14 protein-coding genes are annotated in these 13,216 nt (G+C 49.8%); 8 read left to right on the forward strand and 6 right to left on the reverse strand.

Translation table 11 applies throughout. The features are described 5' to 3' along the window. Window positions 1-67: 67 nt before the first annotated feature. From B156_RS0125000 to B156_RS0125010, 3 genes are all read right to left on the reverse strand, one after another. Window positions 68-664, reverse strand: coding sequence for a bifunctional nuclease family protein (locus B156_RS0125000; RefSeq protein WP_026261047.1), 597 nt, complete (start codon window positions 662-664; stop codon window positions 68-70). Between the two features lie 101 nt (window positions 665-765). Then, window positions 766-1,728 (reverse strand): electron transfer flavoprotein subunit alpha/FixB family protein, encoded by a 963-nt coding sequence (locus B156_RS0125005; protein ID WP_018622537.1) that lies wholly within the window; start codon window positions 1,726-1,728, stop codon window positions 766-768. A gap of 87 nt (window positions 1,729-1,815) precedes the next feature. Beyond that, window positions 1,816-2,553, reverse strand: a complete 738-nt coding sequence (locus B156_RS0125010; protein ID WP_018622538.1) for an electron transfer flavoprotein subunit beta/FixA family protein — start codon at window positions 2,551-2,553, stop codon at window positions 1,816-1,818. 168 nt (window positions 2,554-2,721) lie between these two features. Between B156_RS0125010 and B156_RS0125015 the strand changes: the two genes are divergently transcribed. Continuing rightward, window positions 2,722-3,051 (forward strand): hypothetical protein, encoded by a 330-nt coding sequence (locus B156_RS0125015; protein WP_018622539.1) that lies wholly within the window; start codon window positions 2,722-2,724, stop codon window positions 3,049-3,051. A gap of 33 nt (window positions 3,052-3,084) precedes the next feature. Here the strand turns inward: B156_RS0125015 and B156_RS0125020 are convergent, their stop codons facing one another. Beyond that, complete coding sequence (locus tag B156_RS0125020; RefSeq protein ID WP_018622540.1) at window positions 3,085-3,891, reverse strand: hypothetical protein; 807 nt, start codon at window positions 3,889-3,891, stop codon at window positions 3,085-3,087. A 290-nt stretch (window positions 3,892-4,181) separates the two neighbouring features. Between B156_RS0125020 and B156_RS0125025 the strand changes: the two genes are divergently transcribed. Further along, complete coding sequence (locus B156_RS0125025) at window positions 4,182-4,823, forward strand: response regulator (protein WP_018622541.1); 642 nt, start codon at window positions 4,182-4,184, stop codon at window positions 4,821-4,823. On the opposite strand, the gene B156_RS0125030 is transcribed toward B156_RS0125025, so the two are convergent. Beyond that, window positions 4,789-6,588: a tetratricopeptide repeat-containing sensor histidine kinase gene (locus B156_RS0125030; protein WP_018622542.1), complete on the reverse strand. Its 1,800-nt coding sequence runs from the start codon at window positions 6,586-6,588 to the stop codon at window positions 4,789-4,791. The genes B156_RS0125025 and B156_RS0125030 overlap by 35 nt on opposite strands. A gap of 217 nt (window positions 6,589-6,805) precedes the next feature. Between B156_RS0125030 and B156_RS0125040 the strand changes: the two genes are divergently transcribed. From B156_RS0125040 to B156_RS0125065, 6 genes are all read left to right on the forward strand, one after another. After that, window positions 6,806-7,000, forward strand: a complete 195-nt coding sequence (locus tag B156_RS0125040) for a response regulator transcription factor (protein WP_018622543.1) — start codon at window positions 6,806-6,808, stop codon at window positions 6,998-7,000. A 49-nt stretch (window positions 7,001-7,049) separates the two neighbouring features. Continuing rightward, window positions 7,050-7,475 (forward strand): nuclear transport factor 2 family protein, encoded by a 426-nt coding sequence (locus tag B156_RS0125045; protein ID WP_018622544.1) that lies wholly within the window; start codon window positions 7,050-7,052, stop codon window positions 7,473-7,475. A gap of 269 nt (window positions 7,476-7,744) precedes the next feature. Further along, window positions 7,745-8,194 carry a nuclear transport factor 2 family protein gene (locus tag B156_RS0125050; protein WP_018622545.1) on the forward strand — a complete coding sequence of 150 codons (450 nt, stop codon included), beginning with the start codon at window positions 7,745-7,747 and terminating at the stop codon, window positions 8,192-8,194. Between the two features lie 66 nt (window positions 8,195-8,260). Continuing rightward, the gene (locus B156_RS0125055) at window positions 8,261-9,643 is read left to right on the forward strand and encodes an FAD-binding oxidoreductase (protein WP_018622546.1); all 1,383 of its coding nucleotides are present in this window, start codon (window positions 8,261-8,263) and stop codon (window positions 9,641-9,643) included. Window positions 9,644-9,707: 64 nt separating this feature from the next. After that, window positions 9,708-10,583 carry an SDR family oxidoreductase gene (locus B156_RS0125060; RefSeq protein ID WP_018622547.1) on the forward strand — a complete coding sequence of 292 codons (876 nt, stop codon included), beginning with the start codon at window positions 9,708-9,710 and terminating at the stop codon, window positions 10,581-10,583. 289 nt (window positions 10,584-10,872) lie between these two features. Continuing rightward, on the forward strand, window positions 10,873-11,889 hold the full coding sequence (locus B156_RS0125065) for a hypothetical protein (protein ID WP_018622548.1): 1,017 nt from the start codon (window positions 10,873-10,875) through the stop codon (window positions 11,887-11,889). 73 nt (window positions 11,890-11,962) lie between these two features. Here B156_RS0125065 and B156_RS0125070 read toward each other — a convergent pair whose 3' ends face one another. Then, entirely contained in the window at window positions 11,963-13,168 is a 1,206-nt protein-coding gene (locus B156_RS0125070; RefSeq protein ID WP_026261049.1) for an NRAMP family divalent metal transporter, read from the reverse strand. Window positions 13,169-13,216: the final 48 nt, after the last annotated feature.

The raw sequence follows: 13,216 nt of genomic DNA on the forward strand, positions 1-13,216 counted from the left end.
CAGAAAATGCCCGCTGATTCAGCGGGCATTTTCTGTGTTAAGAGTGACTATTATTGATTAATTACGATTAATTACGCTTACTCATCTCATCCCGAATTCGGGCTGCCCGCTCGTACTCTTCATTGCCAAGGGCATCTTCCAGCATTCGCTGTAACTCTTCAGAAGAGGCATTTTTGAGCTGATCCCCAAAAGAACGGGTCGATGGGCGACTTGAGGAACGAACCAATTCTTCCTGTTCTTCCTCCTCATCATTGCCGCTGGCCGTAATACCGGCTTCAGACAGGATGGACTCATTGGTATAAATGGGTACGTCGAAGCGAATGCCAATGGCAATGGCGTCGGATGGGCGGGCATCGACCGTCGATTCCCGCACGCCATCGAAGCAGACGATTTTCGCAAAGAAAATCCCCTCCCGAAGTTCCGAAATCATGATTTCCCGAACGGTAAACTTGAATAGTTCCGCAAACTGTTTAAACAGGTCATGCGTCATGGGACGGTTCGGAACGATCTTCTCTATTTCAATAGCAATAGCCTGCGCTTCGAACATACCAATAATGATAGGCAAGCGCCGATTGCCATATTCTTCACCCAGCACCAGTGCAAACGAACCCGATTGCGACTGGCTGGGTGACAATCCTAATATTTCCAGCTTAATCTTATCCACGGTGCGAAATTAACGAAAAGTAATCAGTCAGACTGCCGTTGCCCTACTTAGCACGTCAGGAAATTTCAATTTATTGACATGCCGGTGGTTTAACCAACCATCTACAAAGCCTTGACTGCTTCTGTCAGGCGGGGTAATATGTCGAATACATCGCCAACGATACCATAATCGGCTGACTTGAAAAACGGAGCATCGGCATCTTTGTTGATAACAACAATTACCTTGGATGAGTTTACACCTGCCAGGTGTTGTATGGCTCCCGATATGCCACAGGCAATGTACAGATTTGGGCTAACTTTAATGCCGGTCTGTCCAACGTGTTCGGAGTGAGGGCGCCAGTCGAGGTCTGATACCGGCTTTGAGCAGGCTGTGGCCGCCTGCAGCGCATTAGCTAAATCTTCCACAATACCCCAGTTTTCAGGGCCTTTCAAACCGCGTCCTGCTGAGACAACCAGGTCGGCTTCGGGCAGTAATATATCGCCTGATGATTTTTCGGTGTTTTTAACGGAGATAGCAAAATCGGCTTCATTGAGCGCGGGTGTGAACGTTTCCACCGGAGCTGTACCATCTTTTTCTTCAGGCGTTATCGTATTCTTCCGGATGGCAAGAATCTTTATATCGGCCTTCAGTTCATTGTGGGCAAAGGCTTTTCCTGTATAGATACTTGTTTTTACGAGAAAACCATTCGATAAGTCGGGTAGTTCGATCACGTTAGCAGCCAAACCTGCTTTCAGTTTACCAGCTAGCCGGGCAGTCATGGCATCGGCCAGCGATGATTTGGCCAGCACAATAACCTTACTGCCTTCCTGCTGAACAGCGGCAGCCACAACGGTGGCATAAGCCATACCGTTGGGCTCAGTTAGTTTAGGGTCGGTGGCGTGAAGAACTTTGGTTGCGCCAAACCGCCCGGCCGAGGCCAGTTCGGCATCATCAGCCGGACCAGCGATAATGGCAGTAGCTGACGTACCAGTCATTTCGGCTACTTTGGCACCATAGAAAATAGCTTCCAGGGATGATTTCTTGATTTTACCCTCGTCTAATTCGGCAAATATGAGAACGGACATGATTCAGTTTATAGTTTGTAGTTTGTACTTGATCGTATTCGATGCGTCCCTTAACGGCAGGCAACGAGCTATAAATCACAAACAGGATTAAATTACTTTGGCCTCGTTGTGCAGGAGTTGAATCAGCGTTTCGGCTTCCTCAGCAGGAATCATTTTTACAGCGCCACGGGGAGCAGGTAGTTCGTAACTATCAACCGTAGTGAGTTTATCGGTGCCAGTTGGTTCTACCACTTTCAGTGGTTTGGTTCGGGCGGTCATAATACCACGCATGTTGGGGATTTTCCATTCGGCAATGGGTTCCTGACAACCTAATACGAGCGGTAATTTAGCTTCCAGACTCTCTTTGCCCCCCTCAATTTCGCGGGTTATCTGAGCGGTATCTCCCTCTATATCCAACAACATGACGGGAGAGATGGACGGAATGCCCAGCATTTCACCCACAATTCCGTGGACCTGACCGCCATTGTAATCGATAGACTCACGACCCATTAGAATGAGGTCATAGCTGGTTTCTTGAGCAATAGCCGCAATTTGCTCGGCAACGAAATAAGCATCGGTCGGTTCGGCATTGACACGAATGGCATCATCGGCGCCGATAGCCAGACACTTGCGAATGACGGGTTCCGTATCAGCTTCACCCACGTTCAGTACCGTAACGGACGCCCCTGTTTTTTCCTTTAATTCAACGGCCCGTGCCAGTGCATAATCGTCGTAAGGACCCGTTATAAATGTTACACCTGCCTTGTTCAATCTGGTGTTGTTATCGGTAAAGGCAATTTTTGTGGTGGTGTCGGGTACGCTGGTCACACACACTAATATTTTCATGAGCTTCGGGGTTTTGTTGTGGTTTTAACAAGTATGCCAGGTACGTTAATTAGTAGGGACTCGCAATTTCCCTACAATAATCAAACTAATTGGCACATTTGAGGTTCAAAAGTACAAACAATCCTACGAAAATAGTATGCTTGCATACTATTTTCTTGCTGCATACTTATGAATCAGGAACGCATTGATCAGTTGAATCAATTTTTGCAGGAAGAGCCCGGCAACCCCTTTAATGTTTACGCCCTGGCGATGGAATACGTGGATAGCCGCCCGGAGCAGGCGCGTATTTATTTCGATCAGCTATTAGCTGAGCATCCTGATTATTTACCTACCTATTATCATGCAGCTGCCTTAAATGCCGACCTGGAGGATCGGGATAAGGCGGCTGCCTTGTATGAAAAAGGGATTGCGCTGGCGCAGGCGCAAATGAATCAGAAGACACTTCAGGAATTGCAGCGGGCGCAACAGGCGTTTGAAGACGACGAAGATGAATGGTAACCGGTACCGGTGGTATGCCTGTCTGGGCCGTAGTTACTGACGTTGACGTGCTTTTCGCTGTTGCACCAATTTCTGCTCAAACAACAGAGGGACAGTTGCCTGTTCGGGTAAATTGTAAGTAATGGCCAGGTAGCGGGCACCCTGCACTTTGGGTAGGTAAACAAACCCCCGCACCGACTCGCCGGGAGCCAGCGAGTTGGCTTTCAGGGCCAGTTCGCGCCATCGGTATTCCTCGTAATCGTAGCGCTGCATTCGGTTGGCAAACGTACCGTAGTCGATAGCGCGTTTGATAGCGATTCCCTGATACGCTACATTGTGCGTAATTCGGTTGTTGACGTACTCCCCGTACGAACGGCTGCGGGAGGAAGATGATACATCGCTGGCAACGGCGGCTACCATCAGAATGGTGTTGAAGACTTTTGCCCGTTTCAGCCGTTTTTCTTCCTGCTTTCGCTTAAATCCCATTCTACTGGCTTCATAGATAGGGTCGGCGGCAACCCGGTTAAGCGGTAACGCTGGATTAAGCGGGTCGGATAGCGTATCCTTTGCGGTACCGAGGCCTACTAAATGAAAATCGGCTGGGTTTACTTCAATCGGTTGAGTCGTAAAGTTTTTAATCTCTATATCCAGCGTAACGAACTCCAGATCTTCCCGTTCAAAGGACGCGACTACCCCTATGCCATTCTGTTCCGCCTTCGTCACAGACCGACCGTCAATCGTAGTCACATCGCCCGATACCGGCTTCAGTTGGTAAGTCGTCACCATTGGTGCGCAACTACTCAGCATACCGATGAGGAGACCAGTAGCAAAGAAAGATTTCAGCGTAGAAAAAGTATTCATTGTACAAACAGGTTAAAGGAGTACCTATCAGTTGGTTAACTCCAAAGTTACGTATTTGGTTGATGTAATGGTATGGCAATTGGGATGAGCGGTCTGGCGTGTCAGAAAAATGACCGCTTTATTCAATTGACAGATTCTGGAATAAAAATGGTGAGCTGATGCTGAAATCAGCTCACCATTTTATTAGATAGCTGTTTTTGCCGGACAATAAGTCAATGACTGACGGATAACTATTTTTCAGTACATTACTGCCAGACTTTTGCTTACACTCTATCCCTAACCACCTGATTATGAATACTACCCGTTTGTTACTCGTTGATGATCACCAGCTAATTCTGGATAGTCTGCAAACGCTGTTTACGTCGTTACCTGGTATGCAGGTTGTTGGAACGATAAATGACAGCCGCCGGGTGCGTGAAATGCTGCTGAATACACCCGTTGATGTGCTGCTGTGCGACTGTCAAATGCCCCATTTAACCGGTATTGACCTAACTCTGCAACTGCGTGGGTCGCACCCAATGGTAAGGGTACTGCTGCTCACGATGGTTGAGGATGCTCACACCATCCGCGAGGCTGTGCGGGCCGGAGTGGGAGGGTATGTATTAAAACGAACGGGGCGGCATGAACTCGAAAAAGCTATAACAACTATTATGCAGGGCCAGCGGTATTTCAGCCCGGATGTACTGGAACAACTAACTTGCCTGGAGGAAGCAACAACGACAGACTGCAACCCACTGACGGTGCTGACCGAACGCGAAGTGGACGTGCTGAAACTCATTGCGGATGAAAATCCAACTCATCAGATTGCCGAAAAACTGTTTATCAGCGTACCAACCGTAGAAACGCACCGCCGACACCTGATGCAGAAACTTGGGGTAAAGAGTGTAGTCGGGATGGTTAAGTTTGCGATGAAGCACGGGCTGGTGTCCTGACTGGCACCACAATCCGGTGCTGAAGGCCCCCGACCGGCGTTGAATCAACAACCCACGTTCCTCTTAACGATTCAACGCGGGCTGCAATGTTGTGCAGACCCCGCCCGTCTTTCTGCTGGTGGGTCAGACCTGCGCCGTTGTCGCCGACCGTCAACTGCAACAGGCTATTAGCCTGGGTCAGGTGTACGGATCCCTCCGTCGCGTAGGCGTGTTTGATTGTGTTGTTAAGCAATTCCAGACAGATGCTATACAACTCGAACTCCATCTGACCGTCAAGCCGGGCCAGAGTGTCAGTTCCGCTCAGGTAGAAGCGCACAGGGGTATTCCGGTTCATCTTATCAACTAAGTTAGTAAGGGCCACGGCCAGTCCCTGCTTCGCCAGTTCGTCGGGCAACAGGTTGTGTGAAATCAGCCGAACGTCGTTGTAAGCCTGGCTCACCTGCTGATTGAAAGTGGCGTATACGGCCTTCTCAACGGCAGAGAGTTTGGTTGTATCCATCGCTTCCAGGTTCCAGTGCAGGGCCGCGAGGGTGGTGCCAAGGTTATCGTGCAGGTCGGCGGCTACTCGCTTGCGCTCTATGGTTTGACCCTTAAGCTGTGCCATACTGATTGCGTGGTTTTTCTGGCGCAGTTGGCGATTATTCCAGAAACCATAACTCGAAAAAATTACTAATATGAGCAAACTCAATAGGAGGAGATTTTGAGTTTGCTCTTGCCGCGCAATAGTAAGCTCGTTTATCTGCTCCTGTTGTGCTTTTGTATTGTATCTAAGCTGAAGCTCTTCAATTTTAACCGATGTTTTATCAGAAGCGATTTCATTTTCTAGGCGACGAAGTTCTACAAGGTGCTTAAGAGCCAAGACTGGTTGATTCAGACCTTTGTAGATTTTATAGAACAGCGTATTTATATATACATTGTGGGCCCGTGAAGGTATAAACTGGGCGTAGTAAGCTGCTTTAACTGCGTAAATTTTTGCCTCTTTGTACTCTTCTAGTTGGATATAAGCGCTTGAGATAGTCCAATTTGAAAAGTATTTCTCAAAAATGTTATTTCCTTTCTCAATAGTAGGCATAGTATAAGTCAACATCGTTTCGGCTTCCTGAGTACGATTTGTGAGTAGATAGATCTGCGCAACGTTATAGGACCAGATTTGCCGCTGATTATGTCTGTAAGCGCCAGTTAAAGACCTCTCAATAAGTAGATTAAACTGATTGAAATAAAGTAACGCCCTTTTGTAGTCTTTTTTTAACCCGTATACCAACCCCATTTGGTAATACACTCGCATCAGAGTAACGCTATCTTTCTGAGCAGCGGCCATAGGTAGGCATGTATTGAATAAAGCCAGGCTTTTCTCATAATTTCCGGCAACATCCCAATAGAATACTCCAAGCTCCAATAAGCCAGCTAACTCTCCTTGTTTATCACCTAATTGCTTACTTATCTGAATCGACTGCTGAATTAGTGTGTTTGCCTTATCCCAATAGCCAGTTGTCCCATAAAAGGCGGCCAAAGACATATAGGTGCTGGCAATGCCTTTCTGCCAGTTGATGTGCTCAGTTATAGCTAAAGCAGAGTCAGCATATGACTTACCTCGCTTTAAATCGTTAGCCATGTATTTTCCTGCTAATACATTATAGGCTATCACCAGGGCTGTATCCCGCCCGAATGAAGGCGGGATTTGCTTTAAAATTTTTACCGTCATTACCTCAGAAGGGGAAGGGCCTGGTTGTGCAGCCGCTGACAATAAGTCGAGCATTACCAGCATACTTGAGCAGGATATAATCAGCCAATTCGGTTTCATAAGCCGGTTGAATTGTATCTGTTAATATACCTACCGCTAGCATCTCTATCCTAGCCAGTTAGGCAAAATCATGGTTTACCATGATGTCGAATCAGGGAAAACCATTAGGGCGATATCTGACCTATTCAACCACTTTTGGTTCGAGAAAGCCACTGGAGAACTTTGGTTTTCCAGGACTACCATGACTCTAACCCTTCGCCAGCAACAGATTCTGACCCTGATCGCCACGGAACTGACCACCGCCCAGATTGCCAATACGCTCGGCCTGTCGGTGCCGACAATCGAAACGCACCGGCGCAATCTGTTTCGCAAGGCAGGAGTACGTAGCGTAGCGGGGCTGGTGAAAGAAGCTATGCGGCAGGGACTGATTGAATGAATACCGTTTCTGCCCATACCATTATCACCAAAAACGAAACCCAAATCCAATGAAAACCAACGCTTTAATCCTTGTCTTACTGCTGATGAGCGCGGGCGTATTTGCCCAAACCAAACTAGCCGAAGAGTTTCCGGCAATGATGAAAGCCCGTAACGCCGACCCGGAAGGATGGCTCCGAAGTCACACTACACCCGACCTAACGTTTATTGGCGGGCATGACGGTTCCTTACAAAATAAAGACTGGATGATGAGTCTGTTCAAGTCGCAGAAAAGCCAGAACGCCGACCTAACTAATGTGAACGTGCAACAGGCGGGTGATTTGGCCGTAGCAACGGGTATCAGCACCATCAAAGCCGTGTCGCTCGACGGCAGCAAAACCGGCACATATAAAGATGCATTTACGTACACGTTTCGCTGGATAGACAGCAAATGGATGATTACCAATATCCACCACACCAAAATTGAGTACAAGTAAGTAACTACAAATGCCGAAATTACAGTACCCTCCTGCTGGATCGCCTTCTCTATGGTGAGAGGCAGCCTTTTCAATCAGGTGGTTATGCACTATTTATAGCCGTTTTTGCTATTTGGTGGTATGGGCAATAGCGGTACAGGACGAGGTAACAGTGGCCATGGGTTTCTTGATTTTCCCAATCATCGACTCGTCTTTCAACTGTAAGTGCAGAGTATAGTTTCACACTATGTTCTGAAATAAGTCATTCATAAAACTCCAGTCATACGTCAATGAAAACGCACTTATTTACGCTCACCTTACTATTGATGACCAGCGCGGCCACGTTTGCGCAATCTGCCGAGGAGGAGGCAATTAAAAACGTGATTGCTGGAGAATCATCTGCCTTCCATCAACGAGAAGCAGACAAAGCCCTGTCGTACTGGGCAAACGTACCCTACGCATCCCACTACTACACCGAAAAAGGAATGGGCTACATTCGTGGCTACGATGCCATCAGCAAAGGCATGAAGAACGTGCTCAGCCGATTCCCTGATGCAGACAAGAGCCTCTATAAAAACCACGACTACCTTATTCGGGTCAATGGAACCTCGGCCTGGGCCACGTTTATCGTCGATATTATGGAGGGGGATAAAAAACACCAGAACCACGATGCACGCTATTTGGAAAAGGTAAACGGTGCATGGAAGTTAGTGAGTGTGGTTTCAACGCCTGCGCCCTAACGGATAAAAACCTGATTGCTGCTAAACAACCATTTCGCTCTCTATCTCACGAAATCCCTTACCTCAATGATACAGGAAACTACCTCCCCAGCTGATTCGCTTACTGCAGAAGCCATTGCCGGCCTTAAGTCAACTTTCAATGGTACACTGCTCCGCCCCGGTCAGGACGGCTACGACCAGGCCCGCGCCGTCTGGAACGGCATGATCGACAAATGCCCCGCCCTGATTGCCCGTTGTACTAGTAGCGCCGACGTGCTTAGTGCAGTTAAGTTCGCCCGGCGGCACAACCTGCTGGTGGCAGTGCGCGGGGGTGGCCACAACGTAGCGGGGAATGCCGTATGCGCCGGCGGTCTCATGATTGACCTGTCGCCCATGAAAGCTATTGCCGTCGATGTGAGGGGTCGGACCGTCCGGGCCGAAGCCGGTGTTCTGTGGCGTGAATTGGACCAGGCCACCCAGCAGCATGGGCTGGCTACGACGGGTGGTACGGTTTCACACACGGGCATCGCGGGCCTCACGCTGGGCGGAGGGCTAGGATGGCTCATGGGTAAACACGGCCTCACCTGCGACAACCTGCTTTCGGTAGACATGGTAATGGCTGATGGTCAGTTATTGAGTGCCAGCGAAACCGAGAACGAAGACCTGTTCTGGGCCGTTCGGGGTGGGGGCGGCAACTTTGGTGTAGTTACTTCCTTTACGTATCAACTCCATCCCGTTGGCCCAACCATATTGGGTGGGATGGTGCTCTACCCGCAGAATCAGGCAAAAGAGGTGCTACGTTTTTATCGTGATTTTGCCCGGAACACCTCCGATGAGTTAATGATCTTTGCCGCCCTGCTGAACACACCCGATGGTCTGCCGGTGGTTGCTCTCCTCGTGGGTTGGTTTGGCCCTGTTTCTGAAGGGGAGCAACACTTGAAACCTTTACGCGATTTTGGCACTCCGCTGGCCGACTTAATTGCCGAGGTGCCCTATGTACAACACCAGTCCCTGTTTGATGCCGCCACGCCACACGGAATGCACCGATACTGGAAGTCAGGCAACCTGCTGGAAATAAAAGATGACTTTATCGACGTGGTCATTGAGCAGGCCACCCGCCAGCCATCGCCTTTCTCGTTCATCCTGTTTTTCCACATCAAGGGTGTTGCCGCCCGCATCGATCCAGCGAAAACGGCCTTCGGTCTGAGGGAGGATCAGTGGGATTTTGACATCGTATCGCAATGGACGGACCCGGCCGATGCGCAGACCAATATCGACTGGACCCGTAACTTCTGGAGTCAGGTGGAGCCGTACACGAAAGGCGTTTATGTTAATCATTTGGGGGGCGAAGACGAAGCTACGCGGGTAAGGGCGGCCTACGGACCTAACTACGACCGGCTTGTGGCGCTCAAGACCAAGTACGATCCTACAAACTTCTTCCGCCTGAATAACAACATCGCGCCAAACTAAGCCTAACAGCCGCTCACACAAATCAGCCAATCTGTGTAAACCAATATACTAAATCTATACCTTCATGTCAACTATTCTCATCACCGGCTGTAGCACCGGCATCGGTTTCGCTACGGCCGAACTGATGGCCCGAAATGGCCATACTGTTTACGCCACCATGCGTAATCCCCAGCGCTCACCCGAACTTGGGCAACTCGCCGAACGCGACCATCTGCCCATTACCATTATCACCATGGATGTGGATTCGGATGGGTCGGTACAATCGGCGGTGGCTAACGTACTGGCTCAGGCTGGTCATATCGATGTGCTGGTCAACAATGCGGGTGTGGGCCCGCTTGGGCCGGTTGAAGAGCAACCATTCGCTGAATTTCAGGCTATCATGGAGACTAATTACTTCGGTACGCTGCGCTGCATTCGAGCAGTACTGCCTGGTATGCGCGAACGTCGTGAGGGGTGTATTATCACGATCTCGTCGGTAGGGGGTAAACTTTACAGCCCGTTTCATAGTGCCTATTGTGCCTCCAAAGCGGCCGTTGAAGCGCTGAGTGAATCGTTAGCTGGTGAGTTAGGACCTTTGGGAATTCGGGTAGCGGTGGTGCAGCCGGGGGTAATTGATACGCCCATCCACGACAAATTTGACGAAGCGCCTGCCGATACAAACTACCCAAATCAAATCCGGCTGTTGGCTTTTCTGCGAGCCTCAAGGGATAACCACGTGCCCGCATCCATCGTAGCTGAAACTATTCAGGCCATTGCAACGGGCCAACAGTCTACGTTCCGCAATCCGGTAGGCGCGGATGCGGCTCCGTTGCTAGGCTGGCGGGCTTCGCTCTCGGATGAAGACTGGATTGCCTCGGCGGGTATGGACGAAGAGACCTGGATAGGGGGCATGGCGCAACTAGGCGTAGATGTTTGGCCTTATTTACAAGCGGTTAGTTAATTTTTGTTGAGCTAACGTTCTATTCCTGCCAATTCACCTGCAAGCATGGAGACGACAAACAAAACGACCAATCGGGCAAAACGGAGCAGCTTTCGACGCTTACATTCGTAAACATAGGAAAAGCAATTATCACGTTTGCGGGTGTTCCGATAGCTCCCGAAGTGCATCGCTAACTGGGCGCGGTAGGGGAGTCAAGCAAGCTTTGAAAAGATAATCGTGACCAGCTGTACTTCGGAACGAATTTTGTCCGATATTTCCAGTGTATACGTACCATCAAACAGGTCTCCTTATGAAACTTTCTACTATCGCCTTAGCCGCATCTATCTTATCCCTATCGGTGGATGGATTTGGGCAGAGTCAGGTTATCACGCCAGACAATCAGGTCGTTAGCTTTCAGTCACTGAATGGTACAAGCAACCTGTTTATTGGTCAGAGTACCAGCGCAGTGATTGGCGGCACTTACAACACCTTTATGGGTAGCATGGCCGGGCAAGGCAACACGTCTGGTTCGTACAATACGTACTTTGGCTACAGAGCCGGGTTCCCCAATACGGTTGGTAGTCATAACACATTCGTGGGATACGAGGCCGGTAAGCTTAACACTGATGGGAGTGATAACGTTTTCATTGGTTACAACGCCGGGCAGGGCAGCCAGCGGGGACAGCGAAATCTGCTGATTGGTCCCAATGCCGGATTTGAGGGAACCGACGGGCATGATAACACCCTACTAGGTGCCAATGCCATTGGGGTAGGTGTGGGGCTTTCCAATGCAACAGCCATTGGTGCCAATGCCCGGGTACTGACCAGCAACGCCATGGTGCTGGGTAACAACGTAAATGTTGGTATTGGAACATCGACTCCCCAGAACAGACTTGAACTAACGGCGGGAACGGACGGACGTAGTGGCCTTCGCCTGACGAACATGACGGCTAATTCCCCGGCAAGTGAAGGATCATCGACTAAATTCCTGACGGTCAACGAAAATGGTGATGTGACGTTGGGAGCGCGTCTGTCGGCACTGGCTATGCACGTACAGCCCACTTCCGAAGGCCAATGGGCCGATTATGTATTTGCGCCAGCGTACCAGCTCCCCTCCCTGCCTGAAGTAGAGAAATTCATTCAGCAGAACAGGCATTTACCTGATTTGCCAAGCGCGCAGGATATGGTGAAGCAGGGCGTGGATCTGACGACCCTTCTAGCTACGCTGGTGAAGAAGAATGAAGAATTAACGCTTCACCTAATCGAGCAGCAGAAAAGAATAGAGCGATTGGAGCAGCAAAATCGTCAGTTGAGCAAAAAGAAATAACGAACTCCAGGCAAACCAAAAAAGGTTCGGGGAATGAATAGACCTTATTCATTCCCCGAACCTTTTTTGGTTTCTATTGAAAAGCCAGCCAGATGTTCCGTAAGCCCAGGAAAGCCGTGATGCCAACGATAGCTACCAGCGCAATATTTTGCCAGATAGTATTGCGATAAGTAGCAGGCAGTAACGTTTTGTTGTTGACCGCTATCAGCAAAAAGATGGCTACTACCGGTAATAGTAACCCATTGGCTACCTGCGCCAGTACAATGATGGGCACGGGCTTGGCACCCAGTAATCCAAACGTCATCCCGACGGCCATTACCCCGAGCCACGTTGCCCGGTAAGCCATTGACTGTACCGGCCACCCCAGCAGGCTTTGGCCGGTAATAGCAGCCGCCAGGGGAGCGGTAAGGGCCGACGAAAACCCAGCGGCAAATAACCCGAGGGCAAAAAAAGAACCCGCCCAGCTTCCAAGTCGGGTGGCTAAAGTTTGTGCTACGTTGAGAAAGCTGAATTCACCCGTAATCAATGTGCCGGAAATCAGAATCATCATCGAAATCAACCCACCAATCAAAACCGCGATGCCAATTCCCCAGCGCATCTGGGCCAGCGACTGTTCTGCACTGGCTTGCCCCATTCCAGACCCTAAAAACAGGTTGTAGGGTACAATGGTTGTACCGATCAGCCCGATAACCAGTATCATTGAGCCGGGTGGAATAGACGGGACAATCAGCGATTTCGATAAATGACCCAGGTCCGGTGCCGCACTCCAGGCCACATAGGCGAAGGCAATACCCATCCCAAAGACGACAAGGCCCAGAAAACTGGCAATGAATCGGGGAGAGCCCTTCCACAGCAATCCCGTGCATACCAGGCCCACCATGGCGGTTAGCAGTTGGGTTGGCAAACCACCGGTTGGGACACCAATAAATAAGGAAAGCCCCGCCACAGCTCCCAGAATGTTACCGGCCTGGTAGGCGGCACAGCCCAGGGTCACTGCTCCGAACAGGGCCACTATAACCCAGCGGATTCGTTGTCCATATACTTTCGTTAGTAATTCGCCCATGGTGAGTCCCGATGCCAGCGTAATTCGGGCAGCCGCTTCCTGTAGGAAAATAGTAGCGAGCGTAGAGAAGGTTAAGGCCCAGAGTAGGTCGAGGCCGAAACGGGAACCAGTCACCGCACAGGTTGTAACGGTACCAGGGCCAATGAAGGCGGCCGAAATTACCGACCAGATTAATACGCTGCTCAGACCAGAGCGCAGAGATAGATACTTTGGCACTTTAAAGAATGATAAATCAGGAATGATGAATGATAAGGAATTTTTCCC

Source organism: Spirosoma luteum DSM 19990, from assembly GCF_000374065.1.
GTDB classification, from domain to species: domain Bacteria; phylum Bacteroidota; class Bacteroidia; order Cytophagales; family Spirosomataceae; genus Spirosoma; species Spirosoma luteum.

Bases quoted from the DNA above. Each gene is read 5' to 3' on its own strand.
- B156_RS0125060 (WP_018622547.1), top strand. From the start codon at position 9,708: ATGTCAACTATTCTCATCACCGGCTGTAGCACCGGCATCGGTTTCGCT.
- B156_RS0125025 (WP_018622541.1), top strand. From the start codon at position 4,182: ATGAATACTACCCGTTTGTTACTCGTTGATGATCACCAGCTAATTCTG.
- B156_RS0125020 (WP_018622540.1), bottom strand. From the start codon at position 3,891: ATGAATACTTTTTCTACGCTGAAATCTTTCTTTGCTACTGGTCTCCTC.
- B156_RS0125010 (WP_018622538.1), bottom strand. From the start codon at position 2,553: ATGAAAATATTAGTGTGTGTGACCAGCGTACCCGACACCACCACAAAA.
- B156_RS0125005 (WP_018622537.1), bottom strand. From the start codon at position 1,728: ATGTCCGTTCTCATATTTGCCGAATTAGACGAGGGTAAAATCAAGAAA.
- B156_RS0125055 (WP_018622546.1), top strand. From the start codon at position 8,261: ATGATACAGGAAACTACCTCCCCAGCTGATTCGCTTACTGCAGAAGCC.
- B156_RS0125015 (WP_018622539.1), top strand. From the start codon at position 2,722: ATGAATCAGGAACGCATTGATCAGTTGAATCAATTTTTGCAGGAAGAG.
- B156_RS0125045 (WP_018622544.1), top strand. From the start codon at position 7,050: ATGAAAACCAACGCTTTAATCCTTGTCTTACTGCTGATGAGCGCGGGC.
- B156_RS0125065 (WP_018622548.1), top strand. From the start codon at position 10,873: ATGAAACTTTCTACTATCGCCTTAGCCGCATCTATCTTATCCCTATCG.
- B156_RS0125030 (WP_018622542.1), bottom strand. From the start codon at position 6,588: ATGCTGGTAATGCTCGACTTATTGTCAGCGGCTGCACAACCAGGCCCT.
- B156_RS0125050 (WP_018622545.1), top strand. From the start codon at position 7,745: ATGAAAACGCACTTATTTACGCTCACCTTACTATTGATGACCAGCGCG.
- B156_RS0125040 (WP_018622543.1), top strand. From the start codon at position 6,806: ATGACTCTAACCCTTCGCCAGCAACAGATTCTGACCCTGATCGCCACG.